At 67.7% G+C, this 14,398-nt stretch carries 10 protein-coding genes; 2 read left to right on the top strand and 8 right to left on the bottom strand.

The genetic code is table 11. The annotated features are described in order from the left end of the window. Nucleotides 1-33 precede the first annotated feature (33 nt). The 3 genes from NV1_RS37995 to NV1_RS38005 form a co-directional block, all read right to left on the bottom strand. Nucleotides 34-483 carry a pyridoxamine 5'-phosphate oxidase family protein gene (locus NV1_RS37995; RefSeq protein WP_084526492.1) on the bottom strand — a complete coding sequence of 150 codons (450 nt, stop codon included), beginning with the start codon at nucleotides 481-483 and terminating at the stop codon, nucleotides 34-36. A 703-nt stretch (nucleotides 484-1,186) separates the two neighbouring features. Further along, a complete protein-coding gene (gene ftsH, locus NV1_RS38000) occupies nucleotides 1,187-3,187 on the bottom strand; it encodes an ATP-dependent zinc metalloprotease FtsH (protein WP_084526493.1) in 2,001 nt (666 codons plus the stop codon). A gap of 21 nt (nucleotides 3,188-3,208) precedes the next feature. Next, on the bottom strand, nucleotides 3,209-4,384 hold the full coding sequence (locus NV1_RS38005; protein ID WP_067903171.1) for a site-2 protease family protein: 1,176 nt from the start codon (nucleotides 4,382-4,384) through the stop codon (nucleotides 3,209-3,211). Between the two features lie 382 nt (nucleotides 4,385-4,766). Between NV1_RS38005 and otsB the strand changes: the two genes are divergently transcribed. Continuing rightward, a complete protein-coding gene (gene otsB, locus NV1_RS38010) occupies nucleotides 4,767-8,783 on the top strand; it encodes a trehalose-phosphatase (RefSeq protein WP_067903218.1) in 4,017 nt (1,338 codons plus the stop codon). Nucleotides 8,784-8,831: 48 nt separating this feature from the next. Here the strand turns inward: otsB and NV1_RS38015 are convergent, their stop codons facing one another. Continuing rightward, nucleotides 8,832-9,335 (bottom strand): GNAT family N-acetyltransferase, encoded by a 504-nt coding sequence (locus NV1_RS38015; RefSeq protein ID WP_067903174.1) that lies wholly within the window; start codon nucleotides 9,333-9,335, stop codon nucleotides 8,832-8,834. Next, on the bottom strand, nucleotides 9,332-10,795 hold the full coding sequence (locus tag NV1_RS38020; protein WP_245714143.1) for a bifunctional aminoglycoside phosphotransferase/ATP-binding protein: 1,464 nt from the start codon (nucleotides 10,793-10,795) through the stop codon (nucleotides 9,332-9,334). The genes NV1_RS38015 and NV1_RS38020 overlap by 4 nt, the downstream gene beginning before the upstream one ends. 158 nt (nucleotides 10,796-10,953) lie before the next feature. Between NV1_RS38020 and NV1_RS38025 the strand changes: the two genes are divergently transcribed. Beyond that, complete coding sequence (locus NV1_RS38025; protein ID WP_067903221.1) at nucleotides 10,954-11,415, top strand: SRPBCC family protein; 462 nt, start codon at nucleotides 10,954-10,956, stop codon at nucleotides 11,413-11,415. A gap of 178 nt (nucleotides 11,416-11,593) precedes the next feature. Here the strand turns inward: NV1_RS38025 and ligD are convergent, their stop codons facing one another. The 3 genes from ligD to NV1_RS38040 form a co-directional block, all read right to left on the bottom strand. Then, nucleotides 11,594-12,550 carry a non-homologous end-joining DNA ligase gene (ligD, locus tag NV1_RS38030; RefSeq protein ID WP_067903224.1) on the bottom strand — a complete coding sequence of 319 codons (957 nt, stop codon included), beginning with the start codon at nucleotides 12,548-12,550 and terminating at the stop codon, nucleotides 11,594-11,596. An 80-nt stretch (nucleotides 12,551-12,630) separates the two neighbouring features. Further along, nucleotides 12,631-13,488, bottom strand: a complete 858-nt coding sequence (locus NV1_RS38035; RefSeq protein WP_067903180.1) for a cyclopropane mycolic acid synthase family methyltransferase — start codon at nucleotides 13,486-13,488, stop codon at nucleotides 12,631-12,633. A gap of 171 nt (nucleotides 13,489-13,659) precedes the next feature. Continuing rightward, entirely contained in the window at nucleotides 13,660-14,304 is a 645-nt protein-coding gene (locus NV1_RS38040) for a TetR/AcrR family transcriptional regulator (protein WP_067903183.1), read from the bottom strand. Nucleotides 14,305-14,398: the final 94 nt, after the last annotated feature.

Here is a 14,398-nt window from a genome sequence, read left to right on the forward strand (position 1 = left end):
ATGGACCAAGTGCCTCGCCAGAACTGCTGACGATCAATCGGATTCGGCGATGCCGTCGAGACGGATGCCGTTGATGATGGACGGCTCGATCTCCACCACGACGTCCATGACCCTGTCACCCCACGGCTCGAGCAGTTCCTCGTACCGGGCGATCCGGTCCCGATCGTCGACGGTGCGCGCGATACCGGTCACCACGACCGACCACCCGATGCGGCGAATCGGGTCGATATCGTCGGCCTGATACGCGACGACCACCTTGTGATTCGCGCGCACGCTCGCGGTGAGCCGGGACGTGAGCCGGGTCCGGATGATGATCAACCCGTCTTCGACCAGGTGGTTGACCGGCCGGATCGCGGGCAGGGCATCCCTGGTGAACACCACGCGCCCGTAGGGCGCGGCAGCGAGCAACCGCAGGGCCTCCGATTCGCTGATGGGCATCGGGCGGTGCGGGCGGCCATTACCATCGATCTTCGACGCAGCCATGGCGCACAATCCCTTTCCTGATGCCTCGTCGCACTCGGCCCGGTCATGACTCGGTGCGCGGCGCGGACACTCGACACCCGCTGACGACCGATTTACCGAACACGGGTCATCGGACTGAAGTGATACCCCGAAACGGCGGCGGTTGAACCTGTCACCTCGACTTGCTCGGAGAATCCGGGCGCGTCGGTCGGTCGCAGATGTTCAGCGCGTACCACCGGTCCGGCGATCACGAGCCGAAGTTCGCATACCGCAAGCCATTCGGCAGTTGTCCGCCGTTGCTCCCATCGTGCGCCGCGCGGCCGGACCGGGGGCAGGTCCGGTGGTCGTCTGACGAAGGGTCGTAGGTCCCCGGTACGGCGGGACGGATCGGAGCGACGGATACCGGCGAAGGTTCCGAAACGGCGCTGGCGCAGTGACTTTGGTTACTAGGAGCCTCCGCGTCCGAGACCGATGATGTAGTCATGGATCGACGATGTGCAGGGCGAGCGGGGCGATATCCCGTCGCGACTGCGCGGCTGGATGAGGCGTCCGGGCCGGCGCTTCACGCAGTGGGTTTCCCGGAATGTCCGCGGCGACAACGTGGTCGCCGACGCGGCCTACGTCACCACAACGGCGTGGTGGTGTGATGATGGCGGCAGTGTCGAGGCTTCGGATGTGCCATCGATCCCGCACCCGAAGTGCCGGTGTCACGGCAATCGAACTTTTACGGCGTGGGGGCGGTTTGTTGGGGTGAAGGGGCGTGCGATGTGGGGGCAGGTTCCGCGCGGCGGCTGCGATGCGGCGCCACCGTAGCCGCGGGAGCGGCACCGGAGATATCCGTGGGAGCGGCTACCCCGGCCAGCGCGTAAACGTCGCCGCCGTCGACGGTTTCGCGATCCAGGAGCAGTGCCACGAGCCGTTGCAGCGCGTCGCGACGGGATTCGATCAGGTCGGCAGCGCGGTGTTCGGCTTCACGCAGTAGCCGGGATACTTCCGCGTCGATGGCCGCCTGGGTGGCTTCGGCGAACGGACGGCTGGACAACTCCGCACCGCCGCCGCCGAGGAACACCGACCCGCCCTGCGGATATCCGACCGGCCCCAGTGCGGCGGAGAGCCCGAATTCGCGGACCATCTTGGTGGCCAGTTCGGTGGCCTGCGCCAGGTCGTTTCCGGCGCCGGTGGAGCCCTTGCCGAAGACGACCAGCTCGGCGGCCCGGCCACCGAGACGTACGGTCAGCGTATCGATCAGGTAGTCCTCGCTGTAGAGGTGGCGTTCGACCAGCGGCAGTTGTTCGGTGCTGCCGAGTGTCTGCCCGGCCGGGAGGATGGTGACCTTGGCTACCGGATCGGCATGTGCGGACAGCGCCGCGACCAGAGCGTGCCCGCTCTCGTGCACCGCTACCGCGTATTTCTCACCGGGCAGCAGGACGTTGGACCCTTCGCGGCGGCCGAGCAGGATCCGGTCGCGAGCCGCCTCGAAGTCGGCGGACCCGATCACCGTGCGGTCCTCCCGCACCGCGCATATCGCGGCCTCGTTGGCGAGATTGGCCAGATCGGCTCCGGAGAATCCGGGGGTGCCGCGGGCTACGACCTGCATGTCGACCTCCGGGGCGAGGTGTTTGCCCCGGCAGTGCACGGCCAGGATCGACGCGCGTTCGGCGAGGGTCGGCAACGGGATGGTGACCTGCCGGTCGAAACGCCCGGGCCGCAGCAGGGCGGGGTCGAGCACCTCGGGCCGGTTGGTCGCCGCCAGCACGACGATGCCCACGGCAGGGTCGAAACCGTCCATCTCGGACAGGAGTTGATTGAGCGTCTGTTCGCGCTCGTCGTTGGCCACCATCGCCGAGCCGCCGCCGCGACGCGATCCGATCGCATCGATCTCGTCGACGAATACGATGGCCGGAGCTCGCTTCCGGCCTTCGGCGAACAGGTCCCGCACCCGTGCGGCTCCGACGCCGACGAACATCTCCACGAAGCTGGACCCGGCCACGGACAGGAACGGGACGCCCGCCTCGCCCGCGACCGCCCGCGCCAGCAGAGTCTTGCCGGTGCCCGGCGGACCGATCATCAGCACGCCGCGCGGGGCGACCGCTCCGGCCCGGCGGTACCGCTCCGGCGCGCGCAGGAAGTCGACGACCTCGGTGATCTCCGCCTTGGCGCCCGAGTAGCCCGCCACATCGGCGAATGTGGTGTTCGGACGCTCGCTGTCGAACACCTTCGCCTTGGACTTGCCCACCCCCCGCATGCCCTCCAGTTGGCCCTGGGCTCCGCGCCCGGCACGCCGGAACCACCACAGCAGCAACAGGAACGGTGCGAAGACCGCTGCCAACCCGAGGAGCTGCGACCAGCCGGACGTTCCGGTGGCGGGCGGTTTCGCGGTCATGGCGACATCGGCCTTCTCCAATCGGTCCAACAGCCCCGAACCGGCCTGGGCGGGGATCACCGTCGTGTAATCCTGTCCATTACCCAGGGTTCCGACGGCTCGGCCGGAGGATTCGATGGTGATGGTCTTGATCTGGCGCGCATCGATATCGGCGAGGAATTGGCTGTAACTCAAGCTGGTCGGGGTCGGCGCGGACGTCCACCGCTGGCCGAGCCAGATCGCCACGGCGACGGACACGATCAACATCGCGGCCGGAAGCAGCCATTGCCGCCAGGACGGTCGTTTCGGCAGGGACGGCGCCGGGTGCTCTCCCGGCGGCGGGGCGCTGGCCCGTCGGCTCATCGTCGTCTCCTATCGTGCCGTTCAGAGCTCGTGTCCGGGAAACGAGGGGGTGGCGGGCGGAGCGGGCGGCCGCACCGAAAGTCCGAGCGCCGAGCGCTCGCACGCGACGACGAGGTCCGTGGCCGTGACGATTCCGGTCGGGCGGCCGGACGCGTCGACCGCGACGAGCGCATCCAGTGCGGGGCGCAACAGCACCCGGGTCGCGGCGTCGGCGAGCAATTCGTCCTCGGGCACCACCGCGCCGGATGGCAGGCGTCGTGCCAGCGTGGACAGCTGGGCTGTGGCGTGGGCCGCGGGGGGCGTGCGAGACAGGTCGGACCAGGCCAGCAGCGCGGTCGGGTGACCCGCGGCGTCGACCAGGGGGAAAACGCTGTGGCCGCTGTCGGCAGCGGGGGAACGCAGCAGATCCGCCACCGACCAGTGGTCCGGCAGCGCTGGCGCCGGGGTCCGCATGACATCACGAACCTTGATATCTCCCAGCTGATGTCGAAGTCCGGCGACCGAGATCTCGGTATTGGCCGAGCTGCGCAGGAACCAGCCGAGCAGGACCAGCCACAACCCGGCCGGCTGCCGGGCCACGATCGCCTCGATCGCACCCAGCACGATCAGGATCGTCCCGAGCGCTTGTCCACCGCGTGCCGCCGCGGTCGCCGCACGCAGTCGGTCGCCGGTCCTGCGCCAGATCAGTGCCCGGACCACCCGCCCGCCGTCCAGCGGAGCTCCGGGCAGCAAATTGAACACCGCCAAGGCGATATTCATGATCGCGAGCCACACGCACGTCGCGACCAGAACGCCGTGCGGCTCCACGGTCGCGATCGCCACCGCGGCGGCATACCACAGCAGCCCGACCATCAGGCTCGTCAGCGGCCCGGCCAGGGCCACCCGTAGTTCGGTGCGCGCGTCGCCTGGCTCCTCGGTCAGCTCCGACGCTCCGCCCAACAGCCACAGCACGATCCGATCCACGTGCACACCGTGTCGCCGGGCCACGATCGAATGGGCCAGCTCATGTGCGGCGAGGGAGGCCAGCAGCGCGAGCGCGCCGCCCACGGACACGGCCCAGATCACTGCGGGGCTGCCGAGGCCGGAGAGCCCGGACCGCAGTACCCAGGTGAACAATGCCAGGGTTATCACTATCGACCAGTGCGCGCCGAGCCGGATGCCCGCGACGCGGCCGAGCGGAATGGTTCCGCGCAGCATGTCTCAGCGCTCCGGGCTGACGACGATTCGGAATGCTGTTGTCTGCATGGGATCAGCCTGTCTCGGTGCGGCTGCGCAGAGCAGGGCCGGGCAGCCTCGCTGCCGAGGACCAACGTCCCCGTTACGGCGTGAAACCGGGTACGCGAACGTGGCAACGCACCCGGCCGGACCGAGGCGCGGGGGTTCGGCGGTCCCGGTAGACCGGGCGCTCGCCCAGCTCGAACCGGCTCTGGAGGAACGCGAGCGCGACGAGAGGGACACGGCCCGAGTCGCGGATGCGGTCCGAAGTCCTGGAAGGTGAGGGCGGGCGGCCCGCGATTACGGCGCCGATTGTCGACCTGTGGCCCTGGCGGGGGGTGCCGGCGCGGATCAGGCTGGACAGGTGCACGAGCAGGATACGGTGGGCGCGGTGATCGACACCCGTGTTTTCGACGCGGTGCTCTTCGACATGGACGGTGTCGTCACCGACAGCGCATCCATTCACCAGGCGGCCTGGAGGGAGCTGTTCGACACGTTTCTCGCCGACCGGCCGGCATCGCCGGGGCAGGATCGGTCGCCGTTCACCGATAGCGACTACGAGCGCTTCGTGGACGGCAAGCCGCGCTACGACGGGGTCACGGACTTTCTCGCGGCACGGGGGATGACCCTGCCGCGCGGCGAACCGTCGGACCCGCCGGACGCGTCGACCGTCTGCGGTCTCGGCAATCGGAAGGATCAGCTGTTCCTCGCGCGGGTCGCGAAAAACGGTGTGCCGGCGTTCGATTCCACTGTCGCGCTGGTTCGGAAGCTGCGTGCCACGGGGATGGCGACCGCGGTGTTCTCCGCCAGTCGCAACTGTGCCGAGGTACTGGCCGCCGCGGGGCTCGGCGAGCTGTTTCCCGTCCGGATCGATGGCGTGGTCGCCGACGAGCTCGGATTGCGTGGCAAACCGGATCCGGCGATGCTGCTCGAAGCAGCCGATCGGCTGCATGTGCGACCGGAGCGGACGGTGGTCGTCGAGGACGCCGAGGCGGGTGTTGCCGCGGGACGCCGCGGCGGATTCGGCCTGGTCATCGGCGTGGACCGGATCGGACATGCCGAACGCTTGCGCGAATTCGGCGCCGAGGAGATCGTGACCGACCTGGCGGAGGTGCAACTGCGGAGCGGCTTTCCCCGGATGTCGGAAATCCCCGACGCACTGGAGTTCTGGCCGCGGATCGCGGATCGACTGCAGACCGGGAAACCTGCCGTATTGCTGGATTTCGACGGCACCCTGTCCGATATCGTCGCCGATCCGGGGGCCGCGGCACTTCGCGAGGGTATGGCGCAGGAACTCGCGAAACTGGCCGAGCGTTGCCCGGTGGCCATCGTGAGCGGCCGGGATCTGGACGATCTTCGCGCGCGCGTCGGGATTCCCGGCATCTGGTACGCGGGATGCCATGGCTTCGAACTCATGTCGCCGCATGGGCGGCGGCATCGGCACGCGGCGGGTGCGGCCGCAGAAGCCGCCCTCGCCCGTGCCGTGAATCGGCTGGGCCTGGAATTGCGTGACGTTCCCGGCGTCGTCGTCGACGACAAGCGCTTCGCCGTGGCCGTGCATCATCGCATGGTCGCCGAGCAGCAGGTCGCGGACGTGATCGCCGTCGTGCACAATATCGGCCACGAGGAGGGCCTGCGAGCGGCCGCCGGGCGCAAGGTCACCGAGCTGCGCCCGCCGGTGCGCTGGGACAAGGGGCGCGCGGTCGACTGGATTCTGGAACACCTTGCCGCACCGGCCATTCCGATCTACGTCGGGGACGACCTGACCGACGAGGATGCCTTCGACGTGGTCGGCGCGGGTGGAATCACGGTATGCGTCCGCAACACCGAAGCGGGGGACCGGCGCACCGCGGCCCAATTCGGTGTCGAGTGTCCCGCCCGCGTCCGCGATCTGCTCGCCCGCCTCGCCGATCTGCTGACCGAGTCGAATACCTCCGCCGCACCGGAATCCTGGATCCTCGCCTTCGACAGCTACGACCCGTCCGCGGAGAAGTTGCGTGAGGCGCTGTGCGGCATCGGAAACGGCTACCTCGGGGTCCGGGGGGCCACGCCCGATTCCACGGCGGGCCCACACCACTATCCGGGCACCTACGCCGCCGGGATCTACGACCGCGTGTCCGACACGATCGCCGGCCAGGAGATCGAGAACGAGAGCCTGGTGAACCTGCCGAACTGGCTACCGCTCACCTGGCGTATCGACGGCGGCGACTGGTACGACCTCGATTCGGTCGAATTACTCTCCTACCGAACCGAATTCGATCTGCGGTATGCCGCGCTGACCCGGAACGTCCGATTCCGCGACGGCGCCGGACGAATCACCTCGGTCTGCGAGCGCAGATTCGCGGCTATGGACGCACCGCACATCTGCGCTCTGCGGGTGCGGATCACCGCCGAGAACTGGAACGGAGTTCTGACGACCCGCTCCGGCATCGATACGGCCGTGGAAAACGGATTGGTCGAACGGTATCGGAACCTGTCCGGGGTTCATCTCGGCGCCGCCGAGGTGTCCGGGCCCGCGCCCGATACCGTGCTGGCGACCGTGCGAACACGCCAGTCGGATATTCCGATCGCCATCGGGACACGGACCCGGTTGTGCACGGCTGACCCGAGCCGTTCGGTCGAGTGGCGTCCATTCGCGGAGCCGGGACTCTTCGGAAACGATGCCGACGTCGAGATGAGCGTGGGGGAGTCGGTGACGGTGGACAAGGTCGCCGCCCTGTACACCGGCCGCGATCACGCGATCTCGGCTCCGGCGGACCAGGTCCGGCGCGCCCTCGAGGCCGCCGGCGACTTCGACGCGCTGTTCGACCACCACGCGCTCGCGTGGGAACGGCTGTGGGAAAGACTGCGGATCGATCTGGACAGCAGCGCGACCGCGGCGCGGACCCTTCGGCTGCACCTCTTGCACCTGGTTCAGACGGTATCCCCGCACACCGCGTTTCTCGACACCGGTGTCCCGGCGCGGGGGCTGATCGGCGAGGCGTATCGCGGTCACGTGTTCTGGGACGAGATGTTCGTGCTGCCGGTGTTGAACCTCCGATTGCCGTCGTCGGCGAGATCGCTGCTCGAGTATCGTTATCACCGGTTGCCCGAGGCGCGCCGACTTGCCCGCGAAATAGGCTGTGCGGGTGCGCTTTTCCCGTGGCAGTCCGGCAGCGACGGCCGCGAGGAGAGCCAGCGCCTGCATCTGAATCCGCGATCGGGCCACTGGACCTCCGACCCGAGCCGGCGCGCGCACCACGCCGGAATCGCCGTGGCCTACAACGTGTGGCAGTACTACGAGCTCACCAGCGATCGGGAGTTCCTCGCCCGGATGGGCGCCGAACTACTGGTCGAGATCGCCCGATTCTGGGCCACCGCGGCGACCTACGATCGGCACGACGACCGGTACCACATCCGCGGTGTGATCGGCCCCGACGAATTCCATTCCGGCTACCCGGACGCGCCGGGAGCGGGAATCGACGACAACGCGTACACCAACGTCATGGCGGCATGGGTGATCCGCCGCGCCCACGACGCGCTGCGGCGCATTCCCGCGCGGACCCGGGCCGAACTCCTGCAGTCGCTGCGGATCCCGCCCGAGGAACCCGAGCAGTGGAATGTGGTGGCCGACCGGATGTACGTTCCGTTCCACGAGGGCGTGATCAGCCAGTTCGCCGGGTACGACCGGCTCCTCGAACTCGATTGGGCCGCCTATCGTGAGCGGTACGGCGATATCGGCCGCCTGGACCGCATCCTCGAGGCCGAGGGCGACGACGTGAACCGGTATCGTGCCGCGAAACAGGCCGACGTCCTCATGCTGTTCTACCTGCTCTCGGCCGACGAGCTGCGAGATGTGCTGGGGCACATGGGATATCAGCTACCGCCCGAGGCGATTCCGCGCACGGTCGAATATTATCGCGCGCGCACCTCGCACGGGTCCACGCTCAGCGCCGTCGTATATTCCTGGGTCCTCGCCCGAGGCAACCGCGACCAGGCCATGACTTTCTTCGACAGGGTGCTCAATTCCGATGTGAACGATATCCAGGGCGGCACCACGGCCGAAGGTATCCACCTGGCCGCCATGGCCGGAAGTATCGATCTGCTGCAACGCTGTTTCACCGGCCTGGAGATTCGGGGCGGTCGGCTGATCTTCAACCCGCGCTGGCCCCGCGAACTCGGGCAGCTGAACTTCCCGATGAGCTATCGCGGCCACCGGCTCACCGTGCGCATCGATACCGAGATTCTGGAGATCGCGTCCGAACCCGGCCCGGCCGCGGCGCTGACCGTCGAATTCGGCGGTCAGCGCCATCGGCTCGCCGCGGGAGCGACGGTGCGATTGTCACTCGCCGATCGAGGCGGCACATCGGAGGAGCTCGTGGCGCGCCCGACAGCGGTGTGAGCGCCCTGCGGCCGGGCGGCTGCGGCGATCACATGGTGGCCGGCACGCTCACGCACCTTGCGGACGGCCGAGCTCCAGAACGACGCTGAGCACATCATCTTCGCGCCGTACGCCGATCGGCAGGTCGATATCCATCAACAGCTGCATCATCTTCGAATTCGTGGACAGGACCTCGGCGACGAACCGCTCGATACCGTGCCGACGAGCCTCCTGCGCCAAGCGGCCGAGCAATGCGGTGCCGATGCCGGCGTGCTGGTCCTCATGCGCCACGATCATCGCGACCTCGGCGTAGCGGGCGTCGTCGAGTACGACGTAGTTCGCCACACCGACCAGCCGGTGATCCAGGAACGCGCCCAGCGCACAGTGTTTCGGGTCGTCCGTGGCGATCTGCGTGGCGATGTGGTCCAGGTTCTTCGGGCGCGGCCCGAAGAACCGGTAGTAGCCATCGCGGTCGTCGAGCGCCGCGTGCAGATCGCGGACCGCCGCCATATCGCTGGGCTCGAGCCTGCGAAAGGCGAGCTCCGTCATCTGGGTGGTGGTTTTCGCGGTCATGACGTGAATTTCTCCTCCGCTCGTCGATAGATCCGCAGGGCCGCGGCCTCGGTGTGGTCCAGCGATGCGGTGGTGTCCAGGACGGCCGCGTCGGGCCAGGGCGCGTGTTCGTCGGCCATCGCCCCGGCGATCGCCGGGGTGGCCTCCGATTCGGACCCGGTGCGTGCGGAGATTCGCGCGTTTGCGATCGATTGCGGTGCGCTACAGCATATTTCGATGAGATCCGAAGCCGTGTCGGCCGCGACGCGGCCCGCGCGGCGGCGTTGTGCGGCATCGATCCAGCTGGCATCCAGAATGACCGAGCAGCCGGCCGCGAGCAGTGTCCGCGCCTCGGCGCGCATGACCGCGTAGACATGGTCACGCGCCGCGGGAGCGTAGGCGCCCCGGTTGAATTCTCCGCTGCCGCCCGCTATCGCGCCGCCGGTGCGGGCATCGGCCCGGACGCGGTCGCTGGATATCAGAGCCGCACCGGTCGCATCCGCCAGGCGTCGGGCGACCGTCGATTTTCCGGTGCCGGGCAGTCCGCCGACCAGTACGAGCCGCACCGCGCCGGCGGCCAGATGCCGCAGTGCGATATCCGTGTGCGCAACGGCCCTCGGGCCCGCATCGGCCGCGCCCTGACGCCGGCGCACGCACTCGACCTTCGCCCGCACGGTCGCGCGGTAGGCGATGTAGTGGTGGCGCAACGAGTCCGGCGCGGCGTCGTGCGTCAGCCGCAGATAGGCATCGACGAACTGCGCGGCCAGCGCGGGATGGCCGAGCCGCTCGAGATCCATTGCCAGAAAGCAGACGTCGTCGAGCCGGTCGACGTGGCGGAGTTCGTCGTCGAAGTCCAGGCAATCGATCACCCGCAAGCCGTCGCTTGTCACGAAGATGTCCTCGGCGCGCAGGTCGCCGTGACCGTCGACGATGCGCCCGGCGGCTATTCGCTCGTCGAACAACGCCGCCCGGCCGTCGAGATAACGCATGGCCAAGTTGGCCAGATCCCGCACCGAGGCGGGATCCACAGCGGAACAGCGCAATCCGGACAACAGCGATCGCCAGCGATCGCGCACCGCGTCCACGGTCGCCGCACGGTCGATGACCGGACCCGCGGGAGCGCGATCGTGCCAGGCCGCCAGCTGCCGCACCAGGGCGGGCAGCGTCTCGCGACCGACGGCCGGGTCGTCCAGCCGAGCCGACAGCCGGGCGGCCTCGGGCAGGCGCCGCATCACCAGCATCGGCTCGCCCGGGCCACCGGTCGGGTCGCTCAGCCATGCGAGGCCGAGATAGACATCGGGTGCGAATCGGCGATTCAGTTCGAGTTCCCGGGCGCAGGCCGCCTCGCGCGCGGAGACGGTGGAGAAATCGAGGAAATCGGTCCGCACCGGCTTCTTGACCTTGTATGCCTGATCGCCGAAGAGCACCACCACCGCCGAATGGGTTTCGGCGAGCGCTGCGAAGGGGACGTTGGTTTCCATCATTACCAGCCTCGCCGATCGTCGCCGATTTCGTGATGGGCGAAAGTCACCGATGTGGTCTCGCCCATCACGGCCGGGTTGCCTCGGTCGATCGTGTACGAGCGTCCCGCGCGGGTATGGCGTCGTCGTTGCTCGACTATCCGACAGGAGGATGCATCATGACGACGGTTACCGAATCGGTCGACGTTCACGTGCCGGTGACGACCGCCTACAACCAGTGGACCCAGTTCGAATCGTTCCCCGAATTCATGCAGGGCGTGAACCGGGTCCAGCAGATCGACGACACCCATACCCACTGGACGGTCGAAGTCGCGGGTGTGACAAGGGAATTCGATGCCCGCATCACCGAACAGCATCCGGACGAACGTGTTTCGTGGGCCACCGAGGCCGGGCCGAAGCACGCGGGCGTCATCACCTTCCATCGGCTGGACGGCGAAACGACGCGAGTGACGGCCCAAATGGATATCGACCCCGAGGGTTTCGTGGAGAATGTCGCCGACAAGCTCGGCGTCCTGGACCACAGGGTCAAGGGCGATCTGAAGCGGTTCCGCGAATTCATCGAATCGCGGCAGCGCGAGACCGGCGCATGGCGCGGCGAGGTGGGCCGCCCGCAGCCCTGACGCGAGGCGTCCATGACCACCGAACAGGTCGACGCGGTCGTCATCGGCGCCGGGCACCAGGACTGCACTGGAGCCGGGCGCCGGTGGTCCACGGCCATCCGGCCGGGCCGAGCGACGAGGACGCACCCGCGGTTCATCCGCGACCCGAGGCGCTCGCCCGGCCGATCCGCACGCGGAATCAGGTCGTCTCCCGCACCACGTCCCGCGCGTTCTTATCGGTTCGCAACCCGATATAACGCGGATGCCGCAATTTGCCCTCGTTCGTCCATTCGGTGAAACCCAGCTGCACGACCATCTCGGGCCGAACCCATCGCGCGCCGGCCGGGCCGCGCAATCCCTTGGTGAACGGCGGATGGTCCTGTTCCATCGCGGACAATCGGTCGTGCAGGCCGCGCAGAGTTCTGGTGTCGAAGCCGGTCCCGACCTTGCCCGCGTAGACCAGATCGGGTCCGTCCTGATAACCCACCAGCAGTGCGCCCAGACCGACCCGGCTGCCCCGCGGAGCGGTATAACCACCGACCACGAACTCCTGGTCTCGAACGCATTTGAATTTCAGCCAATCGCTCGTGCGGCGGCCCGCGTACGTCGAATTCGCCGATTTGGCGATCACGCCCTCGTCCCCGCGCGCACAGGCCGCCCGATAGGCGGCGTTGCCGTCCTCGACGCGATGCATGCTGTAACGCAGCGGATCGGCGAATTGAAATGCGTTGCGCAGCAGCCGTTTACGCCATACCAGTGGTAATGCGATGGTCGACTTCCCATCGAGATGCAGGAGATCGAACAGATAGTAGAACACCGCGACCCCCGAAGCGCGAGCCGCGCGCGGATCGGAGATGCCCAGGCGCCGCTGCAGACGGGAGAAACTCGTCCGGCGCCCGTCGAAGGCCACCACCTCGCCATCCACCACGAATCGTGTCGATTCTTGTGCGGCGAGAGCGTCCACGATTTCCGGATACGTTCCATTCAGCGGCTGACGATTGCGCGACAACAATCGAATCTGCCCGCCGTCGCGGAATGCCAGACAGCGCATGCCGTCGAGTTTCCGTTCGAAGATCCAATCCGGATCGGAGAAAGGTTCCCCGGTCAACGTGGCCAGCGTCGGTGACCGCCAGGCGGGTACCGATTCCTCGCGCATCAATTCCCGCAATTCGCTCGGCAATTCGCCGGCATCGACGCCTTCGGGTTGCCGGCCGGACCAGCGCCGGCGGCCTCTGCTCACTTGACGAGGGTGAACTGCATGACGTCGAGGTGTCCGCTGCGGAAGTGGTCGGCGCTTCCGGTGAGATATCGCAGGTAGCGGGCGTAGGTTTCCGGCGAGGTGATGCGCTCCGCCTCGGCGCGGTTGTCCTGTAGCGCGTGGGCCCACAGGTCCAGGGTGTGGGAATAGTGCTGTCGCAGGGATTGGATCTGTTCGGTGCCGAATCCGGATCGTCCGGCGAGCCTGGTGATCACGGCGGGCTGTGGCAGTTGGCCGCCCGGGAAGATCTCGCGCCGGATGAAGATGTGGAACCGGGCATCCTCGCGGGTTACCGGGATGCCGAGGCGGTGCAGATCGGCGAGGCTGTGCCCGATGATGGTGTGCAGCAACATACGTCCGTCCGGCGGCAGGCTCTGGTAGCAGCGGGTGAAGAATTCCTCGTACCGTTCGCGGCGGAAGTGTTCGAACGCGCCGATGCTGACGATGCGGTCGACATGCCCATCGAATTCCTCCCAGCCCTGTAATCGCACCTCGACATCGGTCAGGCCCTGCCGCTCGATCTCGCTGCGGACATGGTCGAACTGATTGCCGCTCAGCGTCAGGCCGATGACGCGGACGTCGTACTGGGCGGCCGCTCGGAACATCGTTGCGCCCCAACCACATCCGACGTCGAGCAGGATCTGGCCCGGCCGCAGGTCGAGTTTGCCCAGCGACAGGTCGATCTTGGCCAGTTGAGCCTGCTCCAGCGTCATGTCCGGGCGCTCGAAAAAGGCGCAGCTGTAGGTCATGGATGGATCGAGGAACAGCCGGTAGAAGTCATCGGAGACGTCGTAGTGCGACTGCACGTTCTGGTAGAACGGGGCGAGCCTGGCCATGGCGGCCTCCCTGTCGTCGTGTGGTTGATAGCTGCCTGCGCCTTCCACCTATCTACGCTGCGGACCGCACCCGGGTTCACCTGCGGTTGTACCGACGAATACCACGTTAGACCGAGACGGACAGCGAGATGAGGTAACCGGTGCCCGTGTCGACCGCATCGGTGACATAAGTCAGCCCGAGATCGTTTCCGAATGTCCCTTGCCCTCGAGCAGCATCCGGATATCGTCGGTGAACCCGGTCGTGTCGGTCAGATCGAAGGCCACGCGCTGCAGGAGAAACCCGTGCAGCAGGCCCATCACCACGCGTGCGCCACGCTCCGGCTCCACCGTGGGTGGGACGGCGCCTGCCGCTCGGCCGCGGCGTAACGCATCGGCGATACCACGCCGTACGGACTCGAAGCCTTCGACGGCGCGAGCCCGCACTGCATCGTTCCGCAGCAGCTCCGACCACGTCTGCACCGCGCAGCGCAGCAGTTCCTCGACCGGTACCGCACGTCCCGCGGCGTCGGTGACCGTCTCGGCGCTCAGCGCCTCGAGCGAGGCGGCCACCAGATCGGCGACGGAGGCCACGCCGGTACCCGCGGCCAGCCGTTCGACCGGTTCGAATATCAGCCGGAACGCATCCCAGGCGATGGCGAGGATGATCTCCTCCTTGCTCGCGAAGTAGCGGTACGGCGCCCCCGCCGAGACGCCCGCGGCGGAAGCGATGTCGGGCATCGAAGTCTGATGGAAGCCGTCGCGCGAGAAACAGCGACGTGCTGCCGCCACGATCTCCGCGCGCTTGGCCTCGCGGTGCTCGGGCGTGATACGCGGCATACCGCCTCCTAACGTGAATGACCATTTACCTTGACATGCGGCTCTCGCGAGCACACTCTAATAGTGAAAGGTCATTCACGGAAGCGAGGAGTCA

This window comes from Nocardia vaccinii NBRC 15922, from assembly GCF_001613305.1.
Lineage (GTDB): Bacteria > Actinomycetota > Actinomycetes > Mycobacteriales > Mycobacteriaceae > Nocardia > Nocardia vaccinii.

Excerpts from the sequence above, each read along its gene's own strand:
- NV1_RS38040 (WP_067903183.1), bottom strand. The coding sequence starts at position 14,304 with ATGCCGCGTATCACGCCCGAGCACCGCGAGGCCAAGCGCGCGGAGATC.
- NV1_RS38035 (WP_067903180.1), bottom strand. The coding sequence starts at position 13,488 with ATGGCCAGGCTCGCCCCGTTCTACCAGAACGTGCAGTCGCACTACGAC.
- ftsH (WP_084526493.1), bottom strand. The coding sequence starts at position 3,187 with ATGAGCCGACGGGCCAGCGCCCCGCCGCCGGGAGAGCACCCGGCGCCG.
- NV1_RS38005 (WP_067903171.1), bottom strand. The coding sequence starts at position 4,384 with ATGCTGCGCGGAACCATTCCGCTCGGCCGCGTCGCGGGCATCCGGCTC.
- NV1_RS38015 (WP_067903174.1), bottom strand. The coding sequence starts at position 9,335 with ATGACCGCGAAAACCACCACCCAGATGACGGAGCTCGCCTTTCGCAGG.
- NV1_RS37995 (WP_084526492.1), bottom strand. The coding sequence starts at position 483 with ATGGCTGCGTCGAAGATCGATGGTAATGGCCGCCCGCACCGCCCGATG.
- NV1_RS38025 (WP_067903221.1), top strand. The coding sequence starts at position 10,954 with ATGACGACGGTTACCGAATCGGTCGACGTTCACGTGCCGGTGACGACC.
- ligD (WP_067903224.1), bottom strand. The coding sequence starts at position 12,550 with ATGCGCGAGGAATCGGTACCCGCCTGGCGGTCACCGACGCTGGCCACG.
- NV1_RS38020 (WP_245714143.1), bottom strand. The coding sequence starts at position 10,795 with ATGGAAACCAACGTCCCCTTCGCAGCGCTCGCCGAAACCCATTCGGCG.